Below are 24,539 nucleotides of genomic sequence, written 5' to 3' on the forward strand. Positions count from 1 at the left end.
TTTTATAAAAAAGCCCATACCAATCCTATCCAGAATTATGTTCGTTATTACGAATTATTTCTAAAAATAGGATTAGTTATTCATTGGCTTAATGTTCACCCTTCCGAATTTGAGTAATTTTCATTTTACTGGATTTGTTTTTGAGTTTCAAGCAAAAGTATGTTAGTTTATGGTAAATTTTTCTCGAACAACACCATATCCAAAGCCCTAATGCCATTTTCATAGATTGGATCAGGGTATTTTTTGAAAAAATCCTTTTTAATTTCCGACATTCGAAAACCGGCTTTTTGATAAAAGGCGAGGTTAGCAATGCTGGAATTGGCGGTGCCGACAATCATTTTGTTGAATCCTCTGGACCGATAAACTACAAAGGACTCCTTTATGGCCATTTTGCCAATTCCCATTCCCTGATACTTTTCTGATATAGCCATGTTCTTAATTTCCACAACGTGGTCCAGATGGAAGGTGAATAACATAACGCCGGCAGTGGCCCCTTTATATTTGATGGAGTACATTTCACCTTCAAGTATATATTTGTTAACGATTTCTTCGCTTTCATCTGCTAAAAGAAGCAAATCAAAAAAAGACAATCTTTGATCCCATTCAACGGGCTTTAAAACAACCTTTTTCATAGAAATAACCCCTGCTTATGTTTTCTTTATTTTATCAAAGATTTGGAAAATGAAGGTTATTTGGGTCTAATATTCGAATATAAAGAAATGAGGGGGGATGGCGTTGAATATAGCAAGACTTTTGGGAGTGCTTGGCTCTTTAGGCGGACTTCTTTTCTGCATATACTTTTTATTCAATAATCCTTACGTTGGAGGTCCTCCGCCTGAAGATGTTCTTGCATCCTTTTCACTTTCGTATTTTCTTCCGATGATTATAGGTCTTTACGCAAGCCGCTCTTTTAAACCTATCTTATTATTGATTTGTGCAATCTGGTCTTTCCCGTTAACTTTATATTTGGCGGCAACACCTGGAGTGTTTAAATGGCTAGTTATTTCCCCTCTTTTCTTAATGGCAGCTGCTATCATCATGTTTAGAAAAAGAAAACATTCTCATAACGAGGTGAGTCTGAATGACGAAAAATAAACCATTTAATGATGTCATTGATCACTATGATAAAATCGAAGGCAATGCCGCAAACGGAAGTTTAAAAAAACTGCCAAAGCCGTTAAGGTATTTTGGATACTTTTTTATTAGTTTTTTTGCTTTAGGGATTATGTTGTTGATTATTTTAAATATATTGCTATAGTTTTTTTAAAAAAAGCAAAAGGATATCAATAATTTTGGAAAGGACTGAATCGAATGAAGCAAATTATCGCGCTGGGCGGCGGCGGATTCTCGATGGAACCGGAGAACCCGTTATTAGATACATATATCCTGCAACAATCTAGGAAAACCAATCCAAAAATCTGTTTTGTCCCGACTGCCAGCGGGGATTCAGACAGTTATGTCAGCGATTTTTATCGTTTTTTTTAAAAAATGCCTTGTGAACCTTCGCATCTATCATTGTTCAGACCTCCGACTAGAGATTTGGAGAGCTTCGTGTTGGAAAAAGATATCATTTATGTCGGCGGTGGCAACACCAAAAATTTATTGGTGCTTTGGAAAGAATGGGGCTTGGATGAAATTTTGAAAAAGGCTTGGAATCAAGGCATCGTTTTGGCAGGAATCAGTGCTGGTTCGATTTGCTGGTTTGAAGAAGGTGTCACTGATTCCTTTGGCGGCGGCCTTGAACCAATTAAAGCACTGGGATTTTTGAAAGGCAGTAATTGTCCGCATTACGATGGCGAAGAGGACAGACGGCCGGCTTACCATCGGCTTGTGGGTACGGGAGCACTTGGGGGAGGGATTGCCGCAGATGATGGGGTGGCGATTCATTTTATTGATCAGGATGTTCATAAAATTGTTAGTTCCAGGCCGAATGCAAAGGCCTACTCCCTCTCTTTTGATAATAAGGTGATTGAGACTGAGCTTAGGACGGAGTATTTGGGGGATAAATAGCTGTTATTGGTCTGTTATAACGCTAGGGGTGCGGATTTTGGATGTCTTTGGTGTTATAAGCCTTTCATAACTACCCAAGCGCTGTTTCTTTCTTCGGTTTGGGTGTTATAAGCCTTTCATAACGACCGGACCACTTATATTCCAGACGGATCGGGCGTTATGATCTCTTCAATTACCAATTTCACCCACCCTGTCCGCAGTTTTTATTAATTTCCCTCAATGTTATGTATCGTCCACGAACTTTACTTTTTTCAACCACTTCCCACTTTTCTGGACCAGCTTTATTTTTAAAAGGATATTTGACCCGTTGATCTCTTTATAAAAAATATACCTGGTAAATGAGTTCCCCCATTTTTCGCTGTATTTACCACTTGTTATAACTAACCTTTTTTCACCAATGTCCGTTCCGCTATATAAGGAAATTAATGTTTAATCATGACTCCCTCCTATTGCTATCTTCCCAATTTATATAGGTATTTACTCCAAAAATTGAAATGAATACGGACAAGGCGCGATTGGAAATCTAAATTTGTAGCCAAGAATGCGAAAAACGGGGTGTTTTTATGGCAGATAGTTTGGACTCAAAGGATTACGAAACAGGGTCAGCTATTCGGACATTTAATATTATTGAGACGAGTGTTGGGTCCGAAGGATATGAGGTTCTTTTAGAGATGGATTTGGACAGTGGATATGATTTGGAAAGCGTAAGAATGAAAATTTCCCATGAGGATATGGTGGCATACGAAACAAGCGATATTCATGAAGCTGTAAAGTATGCCTTAGGATTCTTTGAATAGACTCTTATCGGGAGGCAATCGATTTGAAAAAGCAAAATAAAAAACGCCAGCCTGCACAGGGGAATACCCAAAGCCAGGAAGTTAAAACACTAAAAACAAATGATAATATAAAGGATTACAGCCGTGCATGGGAGGACGACCGCCTATAAACGGCGTCTTCCCCTTTCCCCCGTTCACTGCAGCAGTTTGGCCATGTAATACTCATCAACAAATTCACCTGCAATTAGCAGGGGATGTTTCTTTGTTCCTTCAATCTCGAAGCCCATTTTTTTATATAGGGCTACTCCGGCTTCGTTATGGGTGACAACCGTTAATTCCAAACGGTGAATCTTATGGCTAACCGCCCACTGATCAAGTCTTTCAAACAGTTTAGTCCCGATACCTTGCCCACGATAATCCTTTAAAATACCGACAACAAGATAGACAGAGTGTTTGGTTCTTCTTACTGTCCCTCCGATTACAAACATATAACCGACCAATGTCCCGCTATTCTCTGCAACTAATATTGTTGAGTTTTCGCTCGTCTTCATTGATTCAATTCTTTTGCGGTGCTGTTCGGCCGTCGTTCTTCTTTCGCCCGCCTCCATCAGCATATACGCAGATTCAGCTTCGACCTGTTGGATAAGACTCGCAAGCTTTTCTGCTTCGTTAACTTCTATCTCTCTTATAACCATTCAATAACATCCTTTTACTTCCACAGATTTGTTAACATAATTCCGATTCAAAATCCCCATCCTAATCGTAAACAAAGGGGGAATTAAGTTGAGAAAGATACTAGTCAGCTTCCTAACCGCAACAGCTCTTGTGTCTGTCAGCAGCCTTCCAACGGTTTTAACACATAACACAAATGCGCAGCAGAAACCCATTCCACCCTATGCCAAATGGGGAAGGGTTGCAATGGAAAGAACACATAAAAAGTATCCGAATGCCCAAATTGTCGATTATCTCCACATTGGAAGAACGCCTGGCGCCAATTCCTCAGTAGAAAAATTCAAGTTGTGGTTAAAGGAAGGACAAAGAGAATTTGGTGTATTTATCGATATTCAATTTGAAAACAAAACGGAAAAGATTCAAAAAGTGACGTTCAAGGAATCCACAAGATAATCTCACAATCAGCTGCGGAATGAAATTCCCTTCGCAGCTAACGCTTCACGTATCTGCCCTAATGCTTTGGGACCCATGCCATGCAATTTCAGAATCTCTTCCTCGCTTAACTTTGATAATTGGTCTAGCCGAAAAATGCCCGCACCTTCTAGCGCCCTGCGAGCAGGCTTGGCCAATTTCTTCGGCAAGTCACTATTATCAAAGCCTACGTTCTGTTCCATTCAATCCCTCGTTCACTTATTTAATCAGCATAGCTTGTTTTTGCCCAACAATTTTTAAAAGGTCCGTTAGTTCACGAATTTCATAAGTAGGCTTGATACCAATATTGTTATCTTTATAATTCGGATTAAACCAGCAAGTATCAATCCCATAATTGATACCGCCTTGGATATCAGAAGTCAGGGAATCACCCACCATTAAAACTCGTTCTTTGTTTGTAATTTGCAGCTTGGAAAAGGCATAATCAAAGATTCCTGTATGAGGCTTTTGGTATCCTGCTTCTTCAGAAATTATTACCTCCTCGAATGCATGAGAGAGTGGCGAGCCCGCTATTCTAGACTTCTGCACCTGGCCAAATCCGTTAGTAATAACAGCCAGCCTGCACTCATTCAAACTAGTGCACACTTCAAATGCTCCGGGAACAAGATGGCTTCCCTCTCCTAAATACCCTAGATAGATTTGATTAAAACGCTCTGCATCAATGCTGAGATTATATTCAACAAACAAGCGTTTAAACCTTTCCACACCTAATTCGGCTAATGTTATCAGCCCTTGTTCTAATTCTCCCCATAAAACCTTGCTTATTTCTTTATAGTGCGGACGATAATCCTGCATTCCTGACGGCAGACCAAAGTCTGTAAATGCCTTATGCAGTGCATTCTGTTCCGTTTTCCCAAAATCGAACAATGTATCATCAATATCAAAAAAGATTATATCGTATCTCATAGCTGCCTCCATTAATCTATTAAGCTAGTTTTCTCTATTTTATCATTTTTTACTGTGGGCAGCTTAGAAAGACCTCACGTTTAAAGTTCCACTTTTTTGAAATGCTCCACTGTTGGAAATGGATCATAGAAATGATGGAGAAGTTTTTTCCATTCTTGATACTCCTTCGACTCTCTAAAGCCGACAGTATGATCCTCTAATGTTTCCCACTGTACCAGGAGCAAGTATTTCCCCTTCACTTCCAGGCAGTGCTGCAGTTTGTGGGAGAGATAGCCTTTCATTGATGAAATAATGGAAGATGCTTTACGGAATGCGCCCTCAAATTCCTGTTCCATTCCTGGTTTAACTTGGAGCATCGCAGCTTCTAAAATCATATTTTTTCTCCTTCCTTTTCTTAAAAATAAATAAATTAATTTAGGAAACCTTAAATTTTAGGAGGTGACTGACTTTGAAGAAAATTCTAATGTTATTTTTCTTAATGATACTATATTTCCATTCCCCTGCGGCCGCTGAAGTCATCGAGACGGGAAAAGAAATAGAAGTAAAAAACGCGGCGGCAAAGAGTTTCATATACAAGACTCTTGATCACTGGATCATCAAAGAGTCCAGCGATTTCTACCATGAAAAATATAATGCCAATCAGGTCATGATGGATCCTCCGGAAATGAGTGACATCCGCATTTGGATCAAGGAGGTTAAGAGAAAGCCTGTTCTCTCCGAATATACCCACATTGTTAGGATTTATCTGCCATTTGACGGAATCACCTTAAATGAAAAAACAGAAATAAAGGCAGCCGATACAATCGTTCTTGCTGTTAATACCGATTTTATTGCTTTTGCAAATAACAACAATCCTCACTTAATTGCAAAATCCGTTAAACTGATGGATTATTATCATAAGGATATGAAAAAATAACAGCTCAATCTTTGTTGGGCTTTTATTTTTTGAAAGGAAGAAGAGCATGCTCAAAAAATTCACTTTGAAAACCGGCAAACGGGATGAATTGATTGAAGTAACCGAACAGGTGCAGGATTTTGTAAATGAACAAGGATTACATGATGGAGCGGTGATTATTTATTGCCCTCATACAACGGCCGGAATCACCATTAATGAAAATGCTGACCCGGACGTAAAACGGGATATGATTCGCCGCTTTGATGAGGTGTATCCTTGGCACCATAACCTTGACCGCCACATGGAAGGCAATACGGCTGCACATATGAAGGCAAGTACAGTTGGCGCATCACAACATGTTATCGTTTCCGATGGACAGCTGCTTCTGGGTACATGGCAGGGCATCTATTTTTGCGAATTCGATGGGCCGAGAACGCGGACGTTTTATGTTAAGGCATTATAGGTTTTTACTATTTACATGAAACAGACCAATTTATTGCCAAGAACCCCTGCTCGACTTTAGGGGTCCTATTGTTTTCGACACAGGCATTTTTTGCGTTCTCTAGTGAATAAAAATTTAAAACGAACATTGCTGCAAAAAATGATAAACCAATGACTCCAGGGATAAAGAGTTTTCTGTTTAGTGTCATATATAGGATCCCTCCATTAAAGATTCATAAGCTTAAAGAATTCCGATTCAGGCTTCATGATTTTCGTGCCTTTTTCTGATTGAAGATAGATTTCCTTGTCGCCTTCATAGAGTACCTTAATTTCTATATCTCCAACTCTAATAACAGTAGTTTTTTCACGGGGCTGCACTTTCCCATTCCAATCAATAGCACCATTGATAATACGGACCAACTCGGTTATTTGAGATGGGTCTTGAATTTCGGAACAATTTTCATCAGAAGTACTTTTATAAATACAGATGGCATTGGGAATTTGACCAATCCACTCGGTCGAATGTAAGATTGGATTTTTATCAAAAATAACCTCTGTCTGGTTATTCAATTTAAAATAACTCACGCTAATTGATAATTCCCAATCTATTCCTTTTTTACGCCATGTGATCATAGAACTTGGTACATCCTCATTTGGAGAGCTTTGCTCGAGATCAATCTTCCAGCCATTCTTCGGCATTTCCTTTTTATAAAAATCATAGATTTCTTTCCAGTGGTTTCCTTCCATTACATACTCATGACGTGTTGGTTTCAATCCCTTAAATAACGGAATATCCTTGTGCTGCTCAGGAATAATCGACATTCCTTCATATGTTTCATCGGTGACCTTTTGATATGTAAACCAGCCTGCAGCGATTAAAATGACAATTGCGCTGAAAAGGAACCAATTTATTTTTTTCATATATCCCCCTTCGAAACTCTTCTAGTTAAATCGATTAATGGAAAATAAAGAGATATCTTGCTCTGTTTTCCCGGCAATAATCAATTCGGCTAATACCTGTCCAACTGCACTGCTAAATTTAAAACCATGGACTGAAAAACCAGATGCGATAGCGACGTTTGGATAGTTCGGGTGCAAATCGATAATAAAATCTTCATCTGGTGTCAGGGTGTAGATACAGGTTTTACCGTATTTTAATTTTTGGTTTTGCGGCATAAAGGCATTCAGAAATTGCACCAAATCAGTCTCATCCTCCGGAAGTTCACCAAATCCTGGTATCGCGTTGTCCGGATTTATTTTTTCCCCGCCGTCATGCCGGCCAACCTTCAAGCCTGCTCCATCGATACTCGGAAATCCATAATGATGGCCCTGAGCGGATTCGAATGTAAAGGCTGGAAAATGTTTATGATTATATAAATTCTCATCCACTTCAAACCAGGCAAAGGTTTTTCTAACTGGCTCGAGAGGAAGGTTCAAACCTAACTGTGAAAGGAGCTCGCTTGACCACGCTCCCGCTGAAACGATTAAGGATTCGGACTGAAATGTCTGATTCTCAGTCTTAATTGTTACTAGGTTATTATGAATATTGATTTCTTTTACTCTACTATTTGTTAAAATTTCAGCACCATGCTTTATGGCGAGTTCTTGGTAAGCCTCGATACATTCCTCACATTTCAGAACACCTGATGTAGGTTCAAAGCAGCCTATATATTCATTAGATAATGAAATTCCGGGCCAACGGCGGTTTACTTCGTTTGAATCTAAAACATCAAGAGGCAAAGAGTAAGTCTCTGAACTGGAAATGATGTTTTGGATAAAGTCCGATTGTTCTGGACCAACATTGAGAACCCCGGTTTGAAGAAACAATTGTTTTCCCGTTGCTTTCTCTAAATCATTCCATAATTCTTGGGCTTTAAGGGCCAACGGAACGTATTCCGCACCTTCCCCATACGCATATCGTATGATTCTGGTATCTCCGTGATGGCTGCCCTTGTTATGCGGCGGGTTGAAGGAATCTAATAACAGCGTGCTTTTTCCGCTCTTCGCTAAAAAATAGCCCGCTGCCATTCCCATTGAACCTGCACCAATGACAATGACATCATAAATTTTCTGTTCCATAATTTTTCCACCGCCAACCTAAAATTTTTGAAAAAGCTGAATGGCTATGTAAATCGCTACTCCCCAGATAATGAGGGCGGATAGTTTATTGATCATTTTTAGGAATTTGCCTTGAGAGTCGACATTCCCTACTATTCTACCGGCTACAGCAAGCCCGGAGAACCAAATCCATGATACGATGATACAGGCTGCCGTAAATGCCGCTTTTTCTGTACCGGAATAGCTTAGTGAACTCGTTCCAATCACGCCGATTGTGTCAAGGATAGCGTGAGGATTCAACAGTGACACCGACATCGCAAACATGATCTGTTTTTTAGGAGGCATAGAGGCTTCCTGGCGGGATAGGTCTGATGGATCACTTTTCCAAATGGACCAGCCCATATAAATTAAGAATAATATACCAATAGAAAATAGAACGGTTTGTAAGACCGGCATTGTTAATACAATGACTGAAACCCCTAATACGGCTAATAAAATTAGCAGTGTATCGCAAAGTGATGCTGTAATAATGACTGGAATAGTCCCTCTAAACTTTGGCTGCGATGCCCCTTGATTAAAGACAAATACATTTTGGGCACCAAGAGGAAGAATTAACCCGAAGGCTAATACAATTCCATGAAGTAGTGCTGCTAGCATGATGTTCCTCCTCATTTTTCCTATATAAATCTATTAAATATTCTGAATTGATAACTTGGTTCTCTACCTCTGAGTCCGCAACTTTCTCCAACAAGGGAACGGGCAATTTTGCGGCTCTATTTTTACCGTTCCCACCTCTTCCAATAGGTCCCGGGCAATATTGTGGCTTTATTTTTCCAAAGGAGTCCAGTAAGGATACCTCTTTCTAAAGTTGTACTTATTTAGAATTTAATTTTTGAGCAATCCTTTGAATAACTGTTTCATAATATGAATTTTGATGTGTAACAAATTGATTCTTTCCTGCCATTTGATCAATATGAATTTTATGGCTCTCTTCGTCCATTTTAAAACCTTCAATATGGATGGTTTCCTTTCCACCCAGCCAAAAGTCAGCAAAGTCATCAAACTTAACTTTTATAATTCCGGAAACTTCATCCTCTTGAAGTTTGAAATCTTCAAACCCGCCCGACATTTTATATAAAAATATGTTTGCAATTTCTTTATCTATGAAATTCCCATTGAACACGCGGTAATATATTACACCCAATGGTTCCAGTTCATGAAAAGAAACATCAATACCCAGCTCTTCCCTTACCTCTCGTACACCATCCATTACAGATTCTTCCGCCAGCAAATGGCCGGCAGCTGTAATATCAAATAGACCTGGATAATCCTTTTTCACTTCACTGCGGAGCTGCAGATAAATATAATCGGTATCCTTTTCCTTACCAACAAACCAACAATGGAATACTTCATGCCAATAGCCGACTCTATGTACTTCTTCCCGAGACGCAACTCCAATTTGATTTCTGTTATCATCAAAAATTTTTAATTTTTCGCTTTCCATTGGTCTTCTCCTAATTAATTTTAAACTATATTCATTTTACCATGAAATCCCATTGGCAAGTTTATTCAAAAGCGGAATTGCCCCGATGCAATTCCTCCTATGCTTTAAAAATTCTTCTCTTTCTTCATGAATAACTGTCTATTTTTATAAGCACGCATTCCCACACCTAAAAGCAAGACACCCGAGAGAAGGAAAATTGATCTTATCGCATCCCAATTTTTTTATCTTTAATTTGTAGTGGTATATTTAATATTAACTAAAGAATACCATAGCCACTAGTGTTCGTGGATTTTTAAAAATAAGGATGTGAAAATAAATGGATTTTTCTAATAAAACAGTGATTGTTACAGGAGCAGGCAATGGAATTGGAAAAGGAGTAGCGCTTCTTTATGCTGAAAAAGGCGCTAATGTCGTTTTGGCAGATTTGGATGAGCAAGCAGGTTCGCAAACAGCCAGCGCGATAAGCGAACAAGGCGGCGAAGCCCTTTTTGTAAAAATTGACGTGAGACTGGAATCAGACATTGTCCGATTGATGGAAACAGCCTATCAAACCTACGGCCGGATTGATATTTTAATCAATAACGCTGGTAAAGGATTATTCAAGTCCCCTTTTGATGTATCCGTCGAAGAATGGGACGATATCATCAACACGAACTTAAGAAGTGTGTTCCTAGGTTCGCGGGAAGCAGCAAAATATATGCGTCAGAACGAAGATGGCGGTTCGATTGTGAATTTGGCCTCCACACGAGCTATCATGTCTGAGCCGAATTCAGAAGGCTATGCTGCCACTAAAGGGGGAATCGTCGCCATAACGCATGCACTTGCAGCATCTCTTAGTGAATATAGGATCACAGTCAACGCCATTTCCCCAGGCTGGATTGAAACAGGAGATTATTCAAAATTGAGCGTGGCTGATCATGAACAGCATTTTTCAAAGCGGGTCGGAAAGCCGGAGGACATTGCCCGGGCCTGTCTTTATTTAACCGCCAAGGAAAATGATTTTGTGACAGGAATCAATCTGGTCGTTGACGGAGGTATGACTCGGAAAATGATTTATGAGGAATAACGGAAAGAGGGCGGTCAGGACCGCTCTCTTTTTATTCGTAACTGCCTTTCACTTCTGGAAGCGACTGGTAGGTGTGGTTGTTTTTTAAGATAGCAACAATATCCTGAACAAGCCTGGTCATTACTTCGCCATCCTTGCTTTTATCACATTCTGACCAGCTATAATGCCGTTCAGCACTGTTGATCCAAACCTTCAATTCGTAGCTTTCGTAAGGCTTCTTGTTACATGCAGCAGACAGTTTTTTTTCATCAAGGAAGTTGGATAAAATCATTAGTTTATAAATTTGATTTATTTCTTGTTTGGTAAATTGAAAGTCGCTTACCTGTACTGTCTCCCCATTTTGCAAATCCTTGATGAGCTTTTGATCTTTTGTATTGATGACACTTTTCTCTCCTACCCCGTATTTTAACTCGAAGGCAAAAAAGTCCTCTTTATCGACGTCATGGGAAATAACTAACAGCTCGTTTGTTTCCTGTTGCGGGCAACCGGTTAACAGGTATTTCGTTTCCGTCTCGGCTTCTTGTTTCAGGATACTTTCACAAGTTGTGGTGGTTATTTCTCCCTGACCAAACTTGTCCTCGGTTGTATCCAAGGTAAACTTTAAATTAGTACCATCATAGGCTAGATTGTGAAAAATCGGATCCCCTTCAATGGTGTAACGGATAAGCCGAACTTTATCTTTCTTATTATTCTGGACATGTTTCACAAACTGGTCCAGCCTTTGAAAATTTTCCAAGCCACCGTGTGTCTCAACCACATCATTATTTCCGGGGTTTACTTTAGTTGGTGGAGCACTGGTGGATTGGCAGCCTGACAGCAATAAACAAATCAATAGGAACAGAACGGTTCTGTTTAACACATTATTCACGCCTTTTTAGGAACTGTTACCGAAAATAAATTATTTTCAATATCCAAATAAGAATCAAGAACCAGATAACCAGAATAATAGAACCTGTTATCCAGTTCTTGGGTTTCCCCTTGTTCATCATTTCCTGTGCTTTCATTTCACATTCTGCAATAACATCCTTCGGAATCATTTTTAATGCTAGCATGATTCCTAATGGGACAAGGATGATATCGTCAAGGTAGCCAAGGATAGGGATAAAGTCGGGAATGAGGTCGATTGGACTAAAGGCATACGCTACAACACAGATGGCAAAAACTTTTGCATACCAGGAGACTCTTGGGTCTTTATATGCCAAATACAAGACAAATATCTTTCGTTTCAAAGCTTTCGCCCAGGTTTTTAATTGTTTAAACATGTTATTTCTCCGTTGAAATATTTTTAAATCTTATGATTCTCCACAAATGCTTCGATATGTTTCACAGCTTCCTTCAAGGCGTCTATCGTTGCTAAGGTATCCCCTTTTACTTCTAGGCTGTGTTCTGTATTTGGTATTACAACCGTATCTACAAGATGATTAGTTATTATAGCTGAAATCTTTTCCTTGTTATAATGGTGGTCCAGGTCTCCTATTATGCAGAGTGAAGGAAGTTCGGTGTTTAAAAGAGCCTGATACACCTTATCCATTTTGATAAGCGGTGTTAACCAGATTCCAATAGCATTGTGGATGAAATTCCTTTGTTTCCACTCCATCGCCATTGGAATCGTGCCAATTGATTTGCTTAACAGAAAACATTGGTCATAGGAACGTTCCTTTAATACTTCATCCACAACTGCTTTTATATCGTCATACATCCATTGCTCATGCTCTGGCCCAGGAAGTTTTTTAAAATGTTCATTATTTGCAAACTGGTAGTTTATGTGAAGAACATCTATGTTTTGGTTCAGACATATTCCAGTTGAATAATGGAATAGCGGCCGCTGTGTGGTGTAACCAAGCCCCGGCAGCATGATACAGATGCTTTTTGCTGGTTCTTTGCTGCGAATCCATGTGTAGGGAATGGTGGAATTTTCAGTTCTTAGCACTTGTCCTTCTATAATTTCATACATTGATTGTTTCACCTCGATGGTTGTTTTCTTACTAGAAAAACTTGATTTCCTCAATCAGCCCGCATTTTTGAAACCCGATATTTTGATATACCTTATTGGAGTCAGGATTTTTCACATCAGCATAGAGCATCGGAATTCGCTTCTCTGACTCTATGTTTTCACAAAGTTCAGCGACCAGCGCACTGGCATAGCCGTTTTTTCGATGTTGGATTGGGGTAAATACGGCATTGATTCTAGCATACCTTGGAGAACGGTGGGAAATGTTCGCTTTCGCCACTGGCTGGCCATTGACGATCCAAAGGTACAACCCGCCACCAGCAATCATCGTCGCAGCCCTTGTCTGCTGAGATGACGGTTCAACAGTGGTCCCAAATGCATCCCTCATAAAGCCCGCGAGATAATCTGCGACAACGTCAACATGCTGTTCAGCCGCTTTAATGAGTTCACCTTTAACACCTTGAGGCTTAATGAGCTTTGGACAATGGTAGGCTTCCATGGTCATATCCGTTTCGTATTGAACGTTATTTATTTTTGAAAAAATTTCAGTGAACATCCGTGCCGTCTGGGGATCCCCAGTAATTCCTGGCAAGGATACTCCTGTGAGATGATTTATAAGTTCATGTATTAAGGATGTTCGTTCTGTGGCCAGGATATCGTTCGAAATCCACAGCCAGCCCTTATGTTCGGGCGTATGGGCAAAAATCATTTTTTCGTCTGGTGTTTTAAGACATAATGAGTTAGGGTCTTCACTGATTCGATGGATTAGATTGTATTGGACTTCATCCGAAGTAAATGGACTTCCTTCTGTGATTGCGGTGTCATTGTGGATTAATTTTAAAAACATAGTTTTCCACTCCTCATTAATACCTATTAGGATTGTAGATTTTCATACGTACTTTTATGAAGGACACTTTGACCCCTTTTCAAGCGGTTTTGTCCGAAGGCTGCACTAGTTCGGACACTTCCACCTCTTTTTCAAGCAATTTTGTCCGAAGGTTACCTAGGTTCGGACACTTCCGCTCTTTTTCAAACGATTTTGTCCGAAGGTTGCTCTAGTTCGGACACTTTGACCCCTTTTTCAAACGTTTTTGTCCGAAGGTTGCTCTAGTTCGGACACTTTGACCCTTTTTTCAAACGTTTTTGTCCGAAGGCTGCACTGGTTCGGACAACTTTGACCTAGGATTTTAGTCGATTTGTCCTTTTTAATCACTCATTCGGTCCGTAGACCCTTTTTGTAATATCCGGTATTTCCCTTTTCTTAATTCTTTCCCCTAAAGTAGTTCGCAGACCTGGCGCTAACAGTTCACACCGAGCAAGCTCAGCCATTTCTTCAAAATTAGGTTTCCTTGCATGGATAATCTCATTGCATTTCTGAATAGTCCACTGCGGATAATGGCGCTCAATCAACGTAAAGCCCTGTCCGGCTTCCACTAGACCTTCCTTTAACACCCGAAAATACCAGCCGGTCCGTCCGGTATTTTGGATAAGCAGTGCGAGGGTTTTGATTTTAAAACGGCGGGCCGGCTTCCAGCATGGCTGGCGGGGCTGGGATACCTGAACAACCGCTTCGCCGATTTGAAAGGTATCACCTATCGAAATCAAATCCTCCCTAGCATTTTCTATAAGAAAGTTTTCGCCCATAGCTCCTGGTCCAATATGAGAGTTGTCCAATTCCTTTTGCCAGTCCACATAATGTTCCGAAGCATACGCAAATACAGCTTTCTCCAGACCGCCATGGTGCTCCGTATCAAATACCCTGTCTCCCGCCAAGCCTGTTTTACCGACCCAAATAGACCCCTCAACAGGTTCTTTAAAAATCGCACTCGTCCACTCACGGTCCATCAAACTGGCGGCATCCTTATCACCGACTGTTTTTGGCTGCCCGGCAAAAACCTTATTTAATAAAAATCCCATCCTTAATCCCCCAATTCATTCATCATCCGAAACCCTATCTAGTGCTCTTATTTTGAAAAAAACATTTGGTTATGATATCCAAATTCTATCACAGCAATTTACGAATATTAACAAAAATCGGATTAGGACTATTTATTTTGAAACCTTCACAAGGTAAATTCGTAATAAAATTTACGGGGGGGATGTAAAATGGGATTCAAAATGAAAAAGAAAAAGAAGGAAGAGAAGGGCGACAAATGGGAATTCTTTGAGTCAGGTTTCGATCTCATTGAACCTATATACCTTCTTATCAGATGGGGCGTCCGAGTAATAATAAAAATCCTGCATTAAATAAGGATAGAATTGAAATAGCCCAGTATGAATACCAGGCTAAATAAATCCTATTCTTTTCTAGTCAATCCTCGACTGACTTCACCATATCTCCGCACCGCATTCCTCCACATCAGGAAGCCGGTTTCCATCAACGACATTGTCAGCCCTGTCCAGAAAAACATACAAGAAAGGGGATAGCTTTCCAATTCTTTTGAAAAATCATCATCTTTTACGGGAGCTGCCGGTTTCGAAGCCTCAAGCGGCTCATTTTTAACTTCCTCCACAACTGTGGATGTTGCCGTATCAGGTGTTTGTATTTTGCTTTCAACAGGTTTCCGTTTTGCATCCTTGACTGCCTTAATACTGACTACTTTTTTCCTCGGCGTCGTCCTAACAGTTTTCGATGGACCCTGTGCCCTGATAAACGCATCTGCTTCGATGGCCAGACCCGACATGGACTTCATGGCCTCAACAATGACCTTTATTAACTCATCTTTTGAAAAATCTCTTACTGATATCCAGCCGCGTGCATCAACCGTATAGCTATTTTTCCTAATGACTTCTTCAGACATGTACTTGCCAAGCACATAGCCATTGCCGCTCTGCTGCAATTCCCTGGCCAGAACCAGGCCTCTCTGCTTGCTCTCGGGATAGTTAAAGTTCACTCTGCCGTTGCTGATTTCTTTCTCCTCCAGCTTAAACGTGCGGAAAATCTCCTTTTTCTCCTCAAACGATAACATTGGTCTCGACTCCCCTTCCTTTTTAACTTATTTATCTATTTTTTATAGTTGTTATTCAATTTCTAGTAATAGACTTCTCGAAATATATCCTTTTTCCTGCAAAACTTTTCAAAGGTTATGAAAAAAGTAATTTTTCCTCGATTGAGAATGATTTCCTTTAATCAAGGGGAATTTAAGATTGGAAAGGAGGTTCCATTATGCCATATTTGATTAGAATTCTTCATCTTATTTTACCCTGGTTTTCCATTGCTTTTCTTCCAAGAAAGTCTCTTCGGCAGTTCTTCCCTGTTTCCATAGTTGCTTCATTATTTGTAACAGTGCTGTGCTTGCTGGCTATTCCATATAAATGGTGGACTGTTAAAGGTGGATGGAAGGGGAAACTTTTAAACGATAGCAGCTTTATTCTGGGGCCATTCTTCGTGGGAACCCTATGGATATTCCATTTTACCTTTGGGAAATTCAAACGGTATATGCTGGTTAACCTGATCATGGATGTATTATTTTCTTTTCCATTAAGTTTTCTTTATCAAAAATTAAAGCTTTTTACATTGGTTAACTTTAAACCTAAGCACATCTTTTTATCTTTTATCAGTTTTTCTCTAATCATTTATGGTTTTGAACGATTAAAAAGAGGCCTTAAATAAAAAATTGAGCGGCTGAAAAATTAAACCGCTCAATACTTTTTTTAAAAATTTAACCGATAGGACCGGACGATAATGCCGTCATTTACCGGTTCAAAACCGTATATCTGTCTAGCAATCAATCAAACTAAAACTACCCATAAAATCATCGTCACAACGATAGTAACTGCACCCTGCAATAAGGTTGCCATAGTCTGGGCTTTGTAAGCATCGGTAACTTTCATTCCGCTGAACTGCGTTACAACCCAGAAGAAGCTGTCGTTTACGTGGCTGACTGTCATCGCACCTGCACCAACCGCCATAACAACTAGTGCCAATGGAACGGCTCCCTCAATGCCAAGAGTCGGCAGCATTGGAGCGATCAAAGATGAAGTAATAACCAATGCTGCAGTTGATGAACCTTGAGCTGTTTTTAATGCAGCAGCAATAATGAAAGGAATTAATAAGAACAGTGCGCCGCTAAATGTATCGCCGATTGACCAGCTTTGAATCGCATCCGCAATTCCAGTGTTTTTGATAACGCCGCCAAACGCACCGCCAGCGCCGGTAATTAACAGGATTGGAGCAGATTCTACTAAACCTTCTCCCACCCATTTTGTTAAGGTCTCTTCATCAAATTTTGGCAGCAAGGCAAAAGCGGCGATGACACCAGCAAGCAACGCGACAAGCGGTGTGCCCAAGAATACTAAAAATTTAGCGATATTTCCTTCTGACCCAAGGAAAGTAACAACAGACCCAATACCAATCAAAACGATCGGCAAGACAATCGGCAAGAATGATAGAAACGTAGATGGCATTTTTCCAAAGGAACGAACGATTTCGTCATAGTTCAATTCCTCACCATCGTCTTCTACCTCAATTTTGTTCGCTACTTTTGTTGCCCAGAAATAGCCGACGATGGTTGCTGGAATAGCTGTAATAAGACCAATTAAAATGATAGTTCCCAAGAAGTTGCTTGCGCCAATGTTTCCTGCCGCGGCGATTGGCCCCGGTGTTGGCGGAACAAGCGTGTGAGTAGCGTACAAGCCGGTTGCAAGCGCCACAGACATCGATGCGACCGCTACCTTTGCACGCTTTGCTAGTGCTTTTCTTAAACTTGATAAAATAACAAACCCGGAATCACAAAATACAGGAATCGAAACAATGTATCCAATTAAACTCATCGCAAGCTGCGGTCTTTTTGGACCGACAACGCGGAGTACGACTTCAGCCATCCTGAGGGCCGCTCCTGATTTTTCAAGGATTGTCCCAATAACGGTTCCGAACACGATAACGAGACCGATTCCCCCCATCAATCCTCCGAATCCGGTATTCACGTTTTCCACAATCTTCATCAGCGGCATACCTGAAGCAAAACCTACAAAAAATGTACCTAATAATAACGATAAGAATGGGTGCAGCTTAAATTTCGTCGTGGCGATGACGACTAACAGTACGCCAATTAATAAAACTAGAAATAACATCTGTATTACCCCTTTGTTGTTTTGTAAAAATCTTTGCCTCTTTACAGCAAGGTCTTTCTCTCTGCCAACCCCTGTTCGTATTCCAAAACCCTTAAGCTAGTGACGCCAAATATGTCCGCATTACCAGCTCTCCTGACTGCTCGAGCAATTCCGCCCCCCGGTCCATTGCCTCTTTTAGCGTCATCGGAGCATTGATGATACTATGAACACTAGAAATCCCATGCTCATAAAGCTGGTCAATCCCTTTGCCAATCGACCCGGCAAGGACAAATACCGGTATGCCCAGTTTCTTCGCCTCTTGAGCCACTCCCATCGGCGTTTTTCCGGAAGCGGTTTGAAAATCCGTCTGGCCTTCCCCGGTAAACACACACTGAGCACCGTCCAGCTTTTCTGCAAGCTTGGTGTACTCGATGACAATATCGATGCCCCTTCTTGTTTCGGCTGGAAAAAAAGCCTGGAAAGCTCCGCCAATTCCGCCTGCTGCCCCGGCACCCGGCTTGTCATGAAGTCGGATACCCGTTTTGGCTTCAACCAAATCGGCCCAATGGCGTAAATATCCATCCAGAATTTCCACCATTTCCGGGGTGGCCCCTTTTTGCGGACCGAACACATGGGATGCTCCGCTCAGCCCCACTAAAGGATTCTGAACATCTGTGGCAATTAGAAACTGGGCCCCGGCAATGCGCAAGTCAAAATCCCGGTCATCAATGGAAGCAATCTGGGCAAGCTCACCTGCACCAGCCCCATCCTGCACAGGATTTCCATCCGAATCCAACAGCTTCATTCCTAGTGCCTGAAGCATACCAATTCCCCCGTCGTTGGTAGCGCTTCCACCTATGGCCAAAATAAATTTTCGGCAGCCATCGTCTAATGCTTTTTTAATCAGTTCCCCTGTCCCGAAGGTGGTCGAAAGCATCGGATTACGCTGTTCAGGCTTAATCAAATTTAAGCCGGATGCGGTCGCCATCTCGATAACACAGGTTTCCTGATCGCCAAGCATTCCATAGGCTGCCTTCACCGGTTCTAATAATGGGCCTTTCACCATGACATCCACCATTCGGCCATTTGTTGCCGCAACTAAACTATCGGTTGTTCCCTCTCCTCCATCAGCAACCGGCACAAGCACCGTTTCAGCTGAAGTGTTCGCCCTTTTGATACCCCGCTCAATCGCCTGGGCAGCTTCAAGTGCAGTAAGTGATCCTTTAAACGAATCGGGTGCAATAACAATCTTCATTGTGTTTTCCCCTTTTTTCTACAATATTCTGCTTAAAACAATTATAATCTTCAGACATTTGACATTCATCAGTCGCCATAAACAAAAAAATAGAAAACCTTTTTGAATTTTTTGTGTATAATAAATAAAAACGCTTACAACGGAATGGTGATGGCATATGCTAACACAAGAAATGGCAGCTGAAATCGTCAAACAAACGATGATTCGTCTCAACCGCAACATCAATATTATGGATCATACCGGGACGATTATTGCATCAGGGGACCAAAGTCGTATTCATCAGCTCCACTCCGGAGCATTAGAAGTTTTGAGAACAGGCAAGCCTTTATTTATCAAAGAAGATGACCCGCAGCAATGGGAGGGTTCCCTGCCTGGCATCAATCTTCCCATTACATTCCAAGACATGATTATTGGTGTTATCGGAATCACGGGTAAACCTGAGGAAATTATGGAGTTTGGTGCGTTGGTCAAAATGATCACTGAGATGATGATTCATCAATCTTTTATCGCCGAACAATTTGAATGGAAGCAGCGGCTGAAGGAGCAAGTCTTTGAAGAGTTATTGAAAGACCAATACGATGTGGAGTCCATTAACCAACGGTTGAATTTAATAGAAATCAAACTAACTCCATCTTTCCAGATTGCTATTATTGAAGTTTCACAAACCCCGTTAAAAAAACGAGAATTACTGCAAATTCTCGAGAACTCTTTTGACGAGGGCAGCTCGCTGGTGGGATTTTTAAACAGCAGCAGAATCTTTTTGCTGACATCCCAGCTGCCTGAGACAAAGCTGATACAAAAGTTGAAAACTGTTTTAAACTCTACCAATCTATTTTTAAAAATCGGAATCGGTTCAACAGCAATGGATTTTACTCAAATACGCCATTCCTTTCAGGAGGCACAGCAGGCTTTACTGTTTGGAGGCAAAGATCAAGCTTTGACCACTTTTGCGGAAATTGAACCACAAGCCCTCTTGGCGGGATTGGATGAGCGGGCTAAGCGGCAGTACCTAAACCGAGTCATCGGGAATCTATCGGACAAGCTGACCGAAACATTGGATTATTTTTTCAAAAGCAATCAAAATATCGGGGAATGTGCCAAGCACATGTACATCCATCGCAATTCGCTTATTTATCGGTTAAGAAAAATAAAAGAGATAACTGGACTCGACCCGCAGGTGCTAAATGATGCGGTGACCCTGCAGCTTGCGGTTTGGCTTTTGCAAATGAAACGGAAGGAAAACTAATTCCAACGGACAACAAAAAAGGCTGACTTGAAACGGTCCTCCCTAAACGACCATTCAAGTCAGCCTAATAAGTATTATTTCTTAAGGTTATTCCTCATCAAATCAGCTATAAGTCTATCATTTTGATCAGTCGAGATTTCCAGCTGCTTAATAACCAATTCCTGACGTTCAATCGTGTGATTTTGACTAAGTTTTGCTTTACCCTCAATTTTGGTAATATTGATCCGAAAACCTACAATACCTTTCGTCATTCCTTCAATGAAACCAGGATCTACATCCTTTAACTGATAGGAACTATTGGGCTTTTCATATGTAGTAACCATTTCTGCTAACGCATCAAGCAGTTCCTGGCCATCTTCCACAATCTCCAATTGGCCATATACATGCACAGCAACATAATTCCAGGTTGGCACAGCCTTATTGGTTTCGTACCATGAAGGGGAGATGTAGGAGTGCGGGCCTTGAAATATGACTAAAACCTTTTGGTTTGCAATATCCTTCCACTGTCCGTTCGGACGGGCAAAATGGCCATATAAAACACCTTCCTCTTTATGAATGGTTAATGGAAGATGAGTGGCATATGGTTCCCCATTATGCTGCGAAACCAACGTGGCAAAGCTGTTATTTTCCATAAAGTCATAAATAATTTCTTCATCTTCGATTTTGAAATGTTTGGGTATATACATTTTTTCTACCTCGTTATCTAAAATAATTGTATAAATTTAAAAGGGACATTTTAAAGCAAATGTCCCTTTTATGTTAAATGTCAGCTTCGAAATTAGCTTTCTCATAAAGATAATAAACATAGTCGGTCGGTACACCCTTATGTCCTAACTGTCTTAAAACCGCTGTAATATTTCCTCGATGATAGGTTCCGTGGTTTACGACGTGCTGTAGAAGTTCAAAGTAAGTTGTTGTTAATGTCCCAAAACGCGGATGATTTACCACAGTGGTTTGATTAAGGTTTTCAAGACCATCTATAAATTCGTGGTACTTTTTACCCAATTGCAGAAGGTCTTCCTCTAATTGATCCATACTTCTATCCGCATTTTCCTCTTTTAATTGGTTGACACCTTCGATTATTTTTTCAAAACTGTCCCCTGTCAGGGCTCTTAACCAAACATAATCAACTTGGTACATATGGTATAACGTATCGTATAAGGTTGGAAATACACTCTGCACCTGTTGAAAACAGATTTCCCCCGGCAGGTTTTTCAAATGATTTAATACAAGTTGATTTGCCCAGAGATGATATTCTAAAATTTGTGCGTTCAAACCCTTTCACCTCCATCAAATCATAACAAAAAGATATTCGCCCAATTGTTAAAAAATCCCTTCAACAGAATCTTAATTTTAAAAAATATCCTGCCTCGGTGCTTACAAATTAAGCGTGAGATACCTTATTCCGGCAGCCCATGCAGGTTGTCCGCAATTCCTTTATAAAAACTGTAGATATCTTTTAAACCGAGATTATCTTCAGATCCAATCCCGATAAAATCAAAATGATCCCAGCCTGACTGCACACCAAAGTGATTCCATACTCCTTTTTCAACATGGCCGTCAAACATCTTATGGGCATGACCGTGCGGGTATTTCGCGGAGACTACATTGACAATCCCGTCATTCGGCCACCAGGCAGAATCAATAACAGGCTCAGGGCTTTTTCTCGAATAAAATCCCATTAACATGCTGGATGCCTTCATTAACGGATTCATCGAATACTGCGGATAAGCACGGCCAGTCAGTACTCCTTTATAGGTGGCATCTCCGGTATAGGAAAAATAGTAGACATCCGGATGTGTCTTTACCCATTCATTGAGCTTCGCCGCCCCGTAAGTAGTTAAATCATTTAAACTGCTGTCTTTGCTGGTCCAAATGGAACTATTAAACACCCTATCAACATATACAAAGTAGGACTCTCCCTCTTCCCGCTGGAGCCCCCATTGGTCAAGTTTATAATCATAGACGATGTTTTCATCACTTGCTCCTGATAAACTCCCAGCGTAAAAGACCATCTGATTCAACCATGGTGTCATCTCTTCTTCGTCCGCAAACGTTGAGCCATTATGCGGAGTCGCAAGGGTTGTTACACTATGGACCCAGTCTTTTCCGCCTTTAAACAAATCGGATAATCCCTCTTCAGGATGCTGCTCGAAGTATTCTCTTTCAGCAGCACTTCCGTTTTCCAGCAGTTCGACCAATGTCCTGATGGTTTGTCCGCCCATACTATGGCCGACAAGGTGAATTTTCTCGGTGGCATCCCATTGGCTGTATATCCCAGGGTAGGTTCTGCCAAACCGTTCATGCCCGTGCTCTTTAGCATGGGCCGCCCCGTAGTCTACCGTTCCGCCTTTGATGTACGCATAAAGCTCAACGGCCCGATCCCAGTTGCTGGAAACAGGTCCCACTGCGGCTGTATAGGTTTTATGTCCTTTTTCATTTAAGTACTCTTCGAGGTCGCGGACCCCCCCCCAATATTTAATTCCCCCCATTTCATCCCTGCCCCAGCCGGTTAATCCATGGACAAGGATCATCGGAAAATCATTCAATTTTTGTGAAGCTTTTGGTTTAGTTTTTCCCGAGAGCGTTGGGGAAAAACAGCTTGTTAACAGACATGGGCTTGGAAACAATGTTAAACTTCCAATCATTAAATTGATCCCCTCCTTTTTGCTGAATTTTCACAATTTTTTAACCCTATTATATCATATTGTGGTAAACAGTTTTCAAATTAATAGAAGTGTTCAAGTACACACCCCAAGTCTGATTGGCATCATTTTATTGTTCAATTTTCTTCCCTTTTGGTGAAACTTTATATAGACTAATACGTAATACATGTTTGTACCATTCTAAATATTATGATAGGCAGGAGATATTAAATTGGGTTCTTATATTATGCTAATTGGACAGTATGCTTTTGAGGCATATTATTGGTTAATTTTAATATCAATTTTTGGTTCTTGGTTCCCGCGTTTTCAGGCAACAAAAGTGGGCGAATGGATTTATAAGCTGGTTGAGCCTTATTTAAACGTCTTTAGGAAGTTCATTCCTCCATTAGGTCCAATCGATTTTTCGCCAATCATTGCCCTATTTGTGTATCGATACATCGGCGGATTTGCCCTTGAGGGACTGCGCTCATCCATTAATTTTATTGGGGTTTAAAAAACATATGAAAATTGAAGCGCCTAAAATTCCTGCCGAGTTACGTGGCAGGAATTTCCATGAGATTTTTTATGAAGAAGATCCGGAATTAGAAATGTGCAAGATTAGCGACTCCGTTTTTGAAAATGAAGCGGCTGTCCGGGTCCGGCTTTTCAATGTGGTGTTGAAGAATTGCCGATTCACCAATACTGATTTTCAAAAAATGGATCTAACGGATGTAATCTTTGAAAACTGTGATTTATCCAATGCCGATTTAAGCAAATCTTCGATTCACAGGGTCATCTTTAGGGATTGCAAACTATTAGGGGTAAATTTTGAAGACTCCCGGTTTGGAAACGTCCAGTTCATCAATTCCGTCTTAAACTTAACGGCATTGGCCACTTCCAAGTTTGAAAAGGTACTTTTTCAAGATAGTTCATTAAAGGGTACTGATTTTTATGACTGTAAATTCAAAAGTACCGAATTTCAATTTTGCAATCTGGATGAAGCCAGCTTTGACCATACCTCCCTTAAGGGCGTGGATATCAGTTCCTCGAATTTCAATACACTGACCGTCGCCATTGAAGATTTAAAGGGATGCAAGGTATCAACGCATCAGGCTTTGCAATTTTCTACTTTGATGGGGTTAATTATTAAAGATTAATTTGAAAAAAGGAGTTCTGAACCAAGTTTGGTTTCAGAACTCCTTTTTAGTTTCCTATGCTTGTTCGTTTCTTTCCATTCTACGCTGCTGTTCGGCGATGATTTCGTCATCCTCAGAATTGTCCCTAATGACTTTCTGGGTAAGGATGGAGCCCACGATGATGAGCAGCATCACCGCAATATAATATCCCTTTTCATTCAACTCTAGGTCAGCGTTGTAGATACCAATCGCAAATAAACAAACCCCTGCAAACAGCGTGAAATAGGCCAAGAATGTGAACGCTGCCGTGTTTCTTCTTTTATGTTTTTGTGGATACATCAAGTAGCCCCCTTTTTCTATCTCTTTCTTGAAATAAAAAATAACTGCAATTTTATTATAAGTAGAAACAGGCATTTAAGTAAACTATTTCCATA

General features: G+C 40.7%; 33 protein-coding genes and 1 pseudogene. 13 read left to right on the forward strand and 21 right to left on the reverse strand.

The window, feature by feature from the left end; all coding sequences use genetic code 11:
- Window positions 1-167: 167 nt before the first annotated feature.
- On the reverse strand, window positions 168-632 hold the full coding sequence (locus ACFPA1_RS26555) for a GNAT family N-acetyltransferase (protein ID WP_378587530.1): 465 nt from the start codon (window positions 630-632) through the stop codon (window positions 168-170).
- A gap of 103 nt (window positions 633-735) precedes the next feature.
- Between ACFPA1_RS26555 and ACFPA1_RS26560 the strand changes: the two genes are divergently transcribed.
- From ACFPA1_RS26560 to ACFPA1_RS26580, 5 genes and pseudogenes are all read left to right on the forward strand, one after another.
- Window positions 736-1,095, forward strand: coding sequence for a hypothetical protein (locus ACFPA1_RS26560; RefSeq protein ID WP_378587532.1), 360 nt, complete (start codon window positions 736-738; stop codon window positions 1,093-1,095).
- Complete coding sequence (locus ACFPA1_RS26565; RefSeq protein ID WP_213146399.1) at window positions 1,082-1,258, forward strand: amino acid transporter; 177 nt, start codon at window positions 1,082-1,084, stop codon at window positions 1,256-1,258. The genes ACFPA1_RS26560 and ACFPA1_RS26565 overlap by 14 nt, the downstream gene beginning before the upstream one ends.
- A 53-nt stretch (window positions 1,259-1,311) precedes the next feature.
- A pseudogene (locus ACFPA1_RS26570) lies at window positions 1,312-2,010 on the forward strand (Type 1 glutamine amidotransferase-like domain-containing protein).
- A 563-nt stretch (window positions 2,011-2,573) separates the two neighbouring features.
- Complete coding sequence (locus ACFPA1_RS26575) at window positions 2,574-2,807, forward strand: hypothetical protein (RefSeq protein ID WP_378587535.1); 234 nt, start codon at window positions 2,574-2,576, stop codon at window positions 2,805-2,807.
- A gap of 23 nt (window positions 2,808-2,830) precedes the next feature.
- Window positions 2,831-2,956, forward strand: coding sequence for a hypothetical protein (locus ACFPA1_RS26580; protein WP_261363804.1), 126 nt, complete (start codon window positions 2,831-2,833; stop codon window positions 2,954-2,956).
- A gap of 24 nt (window positions 2,957-2,980) precedes the next feature.
- Here ACFPA1_RS26580 and ACFPA1_RS26585 read toward each other — a convergent pair whose 3' ends face one another.
- Complete coding sequence (locus tag ACFPA1_RS26585; protein ID WP_378587539.1) at window positions 2,981-3,481, reverse strand: GNAT family N-acetyltransferase; 501 nt, start codon at window positions 3,479-3,481, stop codon at window positions 2,981-2,983.
- 88 nt (window positions 3,482-3,569) lie between these two features.
- On the opposite strand from ACFPA1_RS26585, the gene ACFPA1_RS26590 reads away from it, so the two are divergent.
- A complete protein-coding gene (locus ACFPA1_RS26590; protein WP_378587542.1) occupies window positions 3,570-3,911 on the forward strand; it encodes a YqzG/YhdC family protein in 342 nt (113 codons plus the stop codon).
- Between the two features lie 8 nt (window positions 3,912-3,919).
- Here ACFPA1_RS26590 and ACFPA1_RS26595 read toward each other — a convergent pair whose 3' ends face one another.
- From ACFPA1_RS26595 to ACFPA1_RS26605, 3 genes are all read right to left on the reverse strand, one after another.
- On the reverse strand, window positions 3,920-4,132 hold the full coding sequence (locus tag ACFPA1_RS26595; RefSeq protein WP_378587545.1) for a DNA-binding protein: 213 nt from the start codon (window positions 4,130-4,132) through the stop codon (window positions 3,920-3,922).
- Between the two features lie 16 nt (window positions 4,133-4,148).
- Window positions 4,149-4,856: a YjjG family noncanonical pyrimidine nucleotidase gene (locus tag ACFPA1_RS26600; protein ID WP_213146393.1), complete on the reverse strand. Its 708-nt coding sequence runs from the start codon at window positions 4,854-4,856 to the stop codon at window positions 4,149-4,151.
- An 80-nt stretch (window positions 4,857-4,936) separates the two neighbouring features.
- On the reverse strand, window positions 4,937-5,230 hold the full coding sequence (locus ACFPA1_RS26605) for an antibiotic biosynthesis monooxygenase family protein (RefSeq protein ID WP_378587548.1): 294 nt from the start codon (window positions 5,228-5,230) through the stop codon (window positions 4,937-4,939).
- Window positions 5,231-5,304: 74 nt separating this feature from the next.
- Here ACFPA1_RS26605 and ACFPA1_RS26610 point away from each other — a divergent pair, with 74 nt between their 5' ends.
- On the forward strand, window positions 5,305-5,772 hold the full coding sequence (locus tag ACFPA1_RS26610) for a hypothetical protein (RefSeq protein ID WP_378587551.1): 468 nt from the start codon (window positions 5,305-5,307) through the stop codon (window positions 5,770-5,772).
- A gap of 46 nt (window positions 5,773-5,818) precedes the next feature.
- Complete coding sequence (locus ACFPA1_RS26615; RefSeq protein ID WP_378587554.1) at window positions 5,819-6,214, forward strand: secondary thiamine-phosphate synthase enzyme YjbQ; 396 nt, start codon at window positions 5,819-5,821, stop codon at window positions 6,212-6,214.
- 203 nt (window positions 6,215-6,417) lie between these two features.
- Here the strand turns inward: ACFPA1_RS26615 and ACFPA1_RS26620 are convergent, their stop codons facing one another.
- The 4 genes from ACFPA1_RS26620 to ACFPA1_RS26635 all read right to left on the reverse strand — a co-directional run bounded on the left by ACFPA1_RS26620 (window position 6,418) and on the right by ACFPA1_RS26635 (window position 9,754).
- On the reverse strand, window positions 6,418-7,113 hold the full coding sequence (locus tag ACFPA1_RS26620; protein WP_378587557.1) for a hypothetical protein: 696 nt from the start codon (window positions 7,111-7,113) through the stop codon (window positions 6,418-6,420).
- A gap of 21 nt (window positions 7,114-7,134) precedes the next feature.
- Entirely contained in the window at window positions 7,135-8,271 is a 1,137-nt protein-coding gene (gene solA / locus ACFPA1_RS26625; RefSeq protein ID WP_378587560.1) for an N-methyl-L-tryptophan oxidase, read from the reverse strand.
- 18 nt (window positions 8,272-8,289) lie between these two features.
- Window positions 8,290-8,907, reverse strand: a complete 618-nt coding sequence (locus tag ACFPA1_RS26630; protein WP_213146387.1) for a LysE/ArgO family amino acid transporter — start codon at window positions 8,905-8,907, stop codon at window positions 8,290-8,292.
- Window positions 8,908-9,124: 217 nt separating this feature from the next.
- Window positions 9,125-9,754, reverse strand: coding sequence for an NUDIX hydrolase (locus ACFPA1_RS26635; RefSeq protein ID WP_378587563.1), 630 nt, complete (start codon window positions 9,752-9,754; stop codon window positions 9,125-9,127).
- A gap of 316 nt (window positions 9,755-10,070) precedes the next feature.
- Here ACFPA1_RS26635 and ACFPA1_RS26640 point away from each other — a divergent pair, with 316 nt between their 5' ends.
- The gene (locus ACFPA1_RS26640) at window positions 10,071-10,820 is read left to right on the forward strand and encodes a glucose 1-dehydrogenase (RefSeq protein ID WP_378587566.1); all 750 of its coding nucleotides are present in this window, start codon (window positions 10,071-10,073) and stop codon (window positions 10,818-10,820) included.
- A 31-nt stretch (window positions 10,821-10,851) separates the two neighbouring features.
- On the opposite strand, the gene ACFPA1_RS26645 is transcribed toward ACFPA1_RS26640, so the two are convergent.
- The 6 genes from ACFPA1_RS26645 to ACFPA1_RS26670 all read right to left on the reverse strand — a co-directional run bounded on the left by ACFPA1_RS26645 (window position 10,852) and on the right by ACFPA1_RS26670 (window position 15,740).
- Complete coding sequence (locus ACFPA1_RS26645; RefSeq protein ID WP_378587569.1) at window positions 10,852-11,679, reverse strand: DUF4362 domain-containing protein; 828 nt, start codon at window positions 11,677-11,679, stop codon at window positions 10,852-10,854.
- A 25-nt stretch (window positions 11,680-11,704) separates the two neighbouring features.
- A complete protein-coding gene (locus tag ACFPA1_RS26650; RefSeq protein ID WP_378587572.1) occupies window positions 11,705-12,082 on the reverse strand; it encodes a YkvA family protein in 378 nt (125 codons plus the stop codon).
- 23 nt (window positions 12,083-12,105) lie between these two features.
- Entirely contained in the window at window positions 12,106-12,774 is a 669-nt protein-coding gene (locus tag ACFPA1_RS26655; RefSeq protein ID WP_378587574.1) for an alpha/beta family hydrolase, read from the reverse strand.
- 31 nt (window positions 12,775-12,805) lie between these two features.
- On the reverse strand, window positions 12,806-13,618 hold the full coding sequence (locus tag ACFPA1_RS26660) for a GNAT family N-acetyltransferase (protein ID WP_378587577.1): 813 nt from the start codon (window positions 13,616-13,618) through the stop codon (window positions 12,806-12,808).
- 362 nt (window positions 13,619-13,980) lie between these two features.
- Complete coding sequence (locus tag ACFPA1_RS26665; protein WP_378587579.1) at window positions 13,981-14,688, reverse strand: MOSC domain-containing protein; 708 nt, start codon at window positions 14,686-14,688, stop codon at window positions 13,981-13,983.
- Between the two features lie 380 nt (window positions 14,689-15,068).
- The gene (locus ACFPA1_RS26670) at window positions 15,069-15,740 is read right to left on the reverse strand and encodes a hypothetical protein (protein ID WP_378587582.1); all 672 of its coding nucleotides are present in this window, start codon (window positions 15,738-15,740) and stop codon (window positions 15,069-15,071) included.
- A gap of 197 nt (window positions 15,741-15,937) precedes the next feature.
- Here ACFPA1_RS26670 and ACFPA1_RS26675 point away from each other — a divergent pair, with 197 nt between their 5' ends.
- Window positions 15,938-16,384, forward strand: a complete 447-nt coding sequence (locus tag ACFPA1_RS26675; RefSeq protein WP_213146379.1) for a hypothetical protein — start codon at window positions 15,938-15,940, stop codon at window positions 16,382-16,384.
- A 119-nt stretch (window positions 16,385-16,503) separates the two neighbouring features.
- Here ACFPA1_RS26675 and ACFPA1_RS26680 read toward each other — a convergent pair whose 3' ends face one another.
- On the reverse strand, window positions 16,504-17,844 hold the full coding sequence (locus ACFPA1_RS26680; RefSeq protein WP_213146378.1) for a GntP family permease: 1,341 nt from the start codon (window positions 17,842-17,844) through the stop codon (window positions 16,504-16,506).
- A gap of 91 nt (window positions 17,845-17,935) precedes the next feature.
- Entirely contained in the window at window positions 17,936-19,078 is a 1,143-nt protein-coding gene (locus ACFPA1_RS26685) for a glycerate kinase (protein ID WP_378587585.1), read from the reverse strand.
- Window positions 19,079-19,235: 157 nt separating this feature from the next.
- On the opposite strand from ACFPA1_RS26685, the gene ACFPA1_RS26690 reads away from it, so the two are divergent.
- On the forward strand, window positions 19,236-20,324 hold the full coding sequence (locus ACFPA1_RS26690) for a CdaR family transcriptional regulator (RefSeq protein ID WP_378587588.1): 1,089 nt from the start codon (window positions 19,236-19,238) through the stop codon (window positions 20,322-20,324).
- A 74-nt stretch (window positions 20,325-20,398) separates the two neighbouring features.
- Here the strand turns inward: ACFPA1_RS26690 and ACFPA1_RS26695 are convergent, their stop codons facing one another.
- From ACFPA1_RS26695 to ACFPA1_RS26705, 3 genes are all read right to left on the reverse strand, one after another.
- Window positions 20,399-21,010, reverse strand: a complete 612-nt coding sequence (locus tag ACFPA1_RS26695; protein ID WP_378587590.1) for an FMN-binding negative transcriptional regulator — start codon at window positions 21,008-21,010, stop codon at window positions 20,399-20,401.
- A gap of 73 nt (window positions 21,011-21,083) precedes the next feature.
- Complete coding sequence (locus ACFPA1_RS26700) at window positions 21,084-21,599, reverse strand: DinB family protein (protein WP_378587593.1); 516 nt, start codon at window positions 21,597-21,599, stop codon at window positions 21,084-21,086.
- 125 nt (window positions 21,600-21,724) lie between these two features.
- Window positions 21,725-22,972 carry an esterase/lipase family protein gene (locus ACFPA1_RS26705; RefSeq protein WP_378587596.1) on the reverse strand — a complete coding sequence of 416 codons (1,248 nt, stop codon included), beginning with the start codon at window positions 22,970-22,972 and terminating at the stop codon, window positions 21,725-21,727.
- Between the two features lie 244 nt (window positions 22,973-23,216).
- On the opposite strand from ACFPA1_RS26705, the gene ACFPA1_RS26710 reads away from it, so the two are divergent.
- The gene (locus tag ACFPA1_RS26710; protein WP_213146743.1) at window positions 23,217-23,483 is read left to right on the forward strand and encodes a YggT family protein; all 267 of its coding nucleotides are present in this window, start codon (window positions 23,217-23,219) and stop codon (window positions 23,481-23,483) included.
- A gap of 7 nt (window positions 23,484-23,490) precedes the next feature.
- Window positions 23,491-24,126, forward strand: coding sequence for a pentapeptide repeat-containing protein (locus tag ACFPA1_RS26715; protein WP_378587598.1), 636 nt, complete (start codon window positions 23,491-23,493; stop codon window positions 24,124-24,126).
- A gap of 54 nt (window positions 24,127-24,180) precedes the next feature.
- Here the strand turns inward: ACFPA1_RS26715 and ACFPA1_RS26720 are convergent, their stop codons facing one another.
- Window positions 24,181-24,444 (reverse strand): YiaA/YiaB family inner membrane protein, encoded by a 264-nt coding sequence (locus tag ACFPA1_RS26720; RefSeq protein ID WP_213146370.1) that lies wholly within the window; start codon window positions 24,442-24,444, stop codon window positions 24,181-24,183.
- Between the last annotated feature and the right edge of the window lie 95 nt (window positions 24,445-24,539).

This window comes from Neobacillus sp. GCM10023253 (assembly GCF_042653105.1).
Taxonomy (GTDB): domain Bacteria; phylum Bacillota; class Bacilli; order Bacillales; family Cytobacillaceae; genus Neobacillus; species Neobacillus citreus.

Coding starts and splice junctions, on each gene's coding strand:
- ACFPA1_RS26685 (WP_378587585.1), bottom strand. CDS start 19,078: ATGAAGATTGTTATTGCACCCGATTCGTTTAAAGGATCACTTACTGCA.
- ACFPA1_RS26660 (WP_378587577.1), bottom strand. CDS start 13,618: ATGTTTTTAAAATTAATCCACAATGACACCGCAATCACAGAAGGAAGT.
- ACFPA1_RS26575 (WP_378587535.1), top strand. CDS start 2,574: ATGGCAGATAGTTTGGACTCAAAGGATTACGAAACAGGGTCAGCTATT.
- ACFPA1_RS26655 (WP_378587574.1), bottom strand. CDS start 12,774: ATGTATGAAATTATAGAAGGACAAGTGCTAAGAACTGAAAATTCCACC.
- ACFPA1_RS26695 (WP_378587590.1), bottom strand. CDS start 21,010: ATGTATATACCCAAACATTTCAAAATCGAAGATGAAGAAATTATTTAT.
- solA (WP_378587560.1), bottom strand. CDS start 8,271: ATGGAACAGAAAATTTATGATGTCATTGTCATTGGTGCAGGTTCAATG.
- ACFPA1_RS26600 (WP_213146393.1), bottom strand. CDS start 4,856: ATGAGATACGATATAATCTTTTTTGATATTGATGATACATTGTTCGAT.
- ACFPA1_RS26705 (WP_378587596.1), bottom strand. CDS start 22,972: ATGATTGGAAGTTTAACATTGTTTCCAAGCCCATGTCTGTTAACAAGC.
- ACFPA1_RS26620 (WP_378587557.1), bottom strand. CDS start 7,113: ATGAAAAAAATAAATTGGTTCCTTTTCAGCGCAATTGTCATTTTAATC.
- ACFPA1_RS26640 (WP_378587566.1), top strand. CDS start 10,071: ATGGATTTTTCTAATAAAACAGTGATTGTTACAGGAGCAGGCAATGGA.
- ACFPA1_RS26615 (WP_378587554.1), top strand. CDS start 5,819: ATGCTCAAAAAATTCACTTTGAAAACCGGCAAACGGGATGAATTGATT.
- ACFPA1_RS26555 (WP_378587530.1), bottom strand. CDS start 632: ATGAAAAAGGTTGTTTTAAAGCCCGTTGAATGGGATCAAAGATTGTCT.
- ACFPA1_RS26630 (WP_213146387.1), bottom strand. CDS start 8,907: ATGCTAGCAGCACTACTTCATGGAATTGTATTAGCCTTCGGGTTAATT.
- ACFPA1_RS26720 (WP_213146370.1), bottom strand. CDS start 24,444: ATGTATCCACAAAAACATAAAAGAAGAAACACGGCAGCGTTCACATTC.
- ACFPA1_RS26670 (WP_378587582.1), bottom strand. CDS start 15,740: ATGTTATCGTTTGAGGAGAAAAAGGAGATTTTCCGCACGTTTAAGCTG.
- ACFPA1_RS26585 (WP_378587539.1), bottom strand. CDS start 3,481: ATGGTTATAAGAGAGATAGAAGTTAACGAAGCAGAAAAGCTTGCGAGT.
- ACFPA1_RS26595 (WP_378587545.1), bottom strand. CDS start 4,132: ATGGAACAGAACGTAGGCTTTGATAATAGTGACTTGCCGAAGAAATTG.
- ACFPA1_RS26565 (WP_213146399.1), top strand. CDS start 1,082: ATGACGAAAAATAAACCATTTAATGATGTCATTGATCACTATGATAAA.
- ACFPA1_RS26605 (WP_378587548.1), bottom strand. CDS start 5,230: ATGATTTTAGAAGCTGCGATGCTCCAAGTTAAACCAGGAATGGAACAG.
- ACFPA1_RS26635 (WP_378587563.1), bottom strand. CDS start 9,754: ATGGAAAGCGAAAAATTAAAAATTTTTGATGATAACAGAAATCAAATT.
- ACFPA1_RS26665 (WP_378587579.1), bottom strand. CDS start 14,688: ATGGGATTTTTATTAAATAAGGTTTTTGCCGGGCAGCCAAAAACAGTC.
- ACFPA1_RS26680 (WP_213146378.1), bottom strand. CDS start 17,844: ATGTTATTTCTAGTTTTATTAATTGGCGTACTGTTAGTCGTCATCGCC.
- ACFPA1_RS26710 (WP_213146743.1), top strand. CDS start 23,217: ATGCTAATTGGACAGTATGCTTTTGAGGCATATTATTGGTTAATTTTA.
- ACFPA1_RS26715 (WP_378587598.1), top strand. CDS start 23,491: ATGAAAATTGAAGCGCCTAAAATTCCTGCCGAGTTACGTGGCAGGAAT.
- ACFPA1_RS26650 (WP_378587572.1), bottom strand. CDS start 12,082: ATGTTTAAACAATTAAAAACCTGGGCGAAAGCTTTGAAACGAAAGATA.
- ACFPA1_RS26675 (WP_213146379.1), top strand. CDS start 15,938: ATGCCATATTTGATTAGAATTCTTCATCTTATTTTACCCTGGTTTTCC.
- ACFPA1_RS26690 (WP_378587588.1), top strand. CDS start 19,236: ATGCTAACACAAGAAATGGCAGCTGAAATCGTCAAACAAACGATGATT.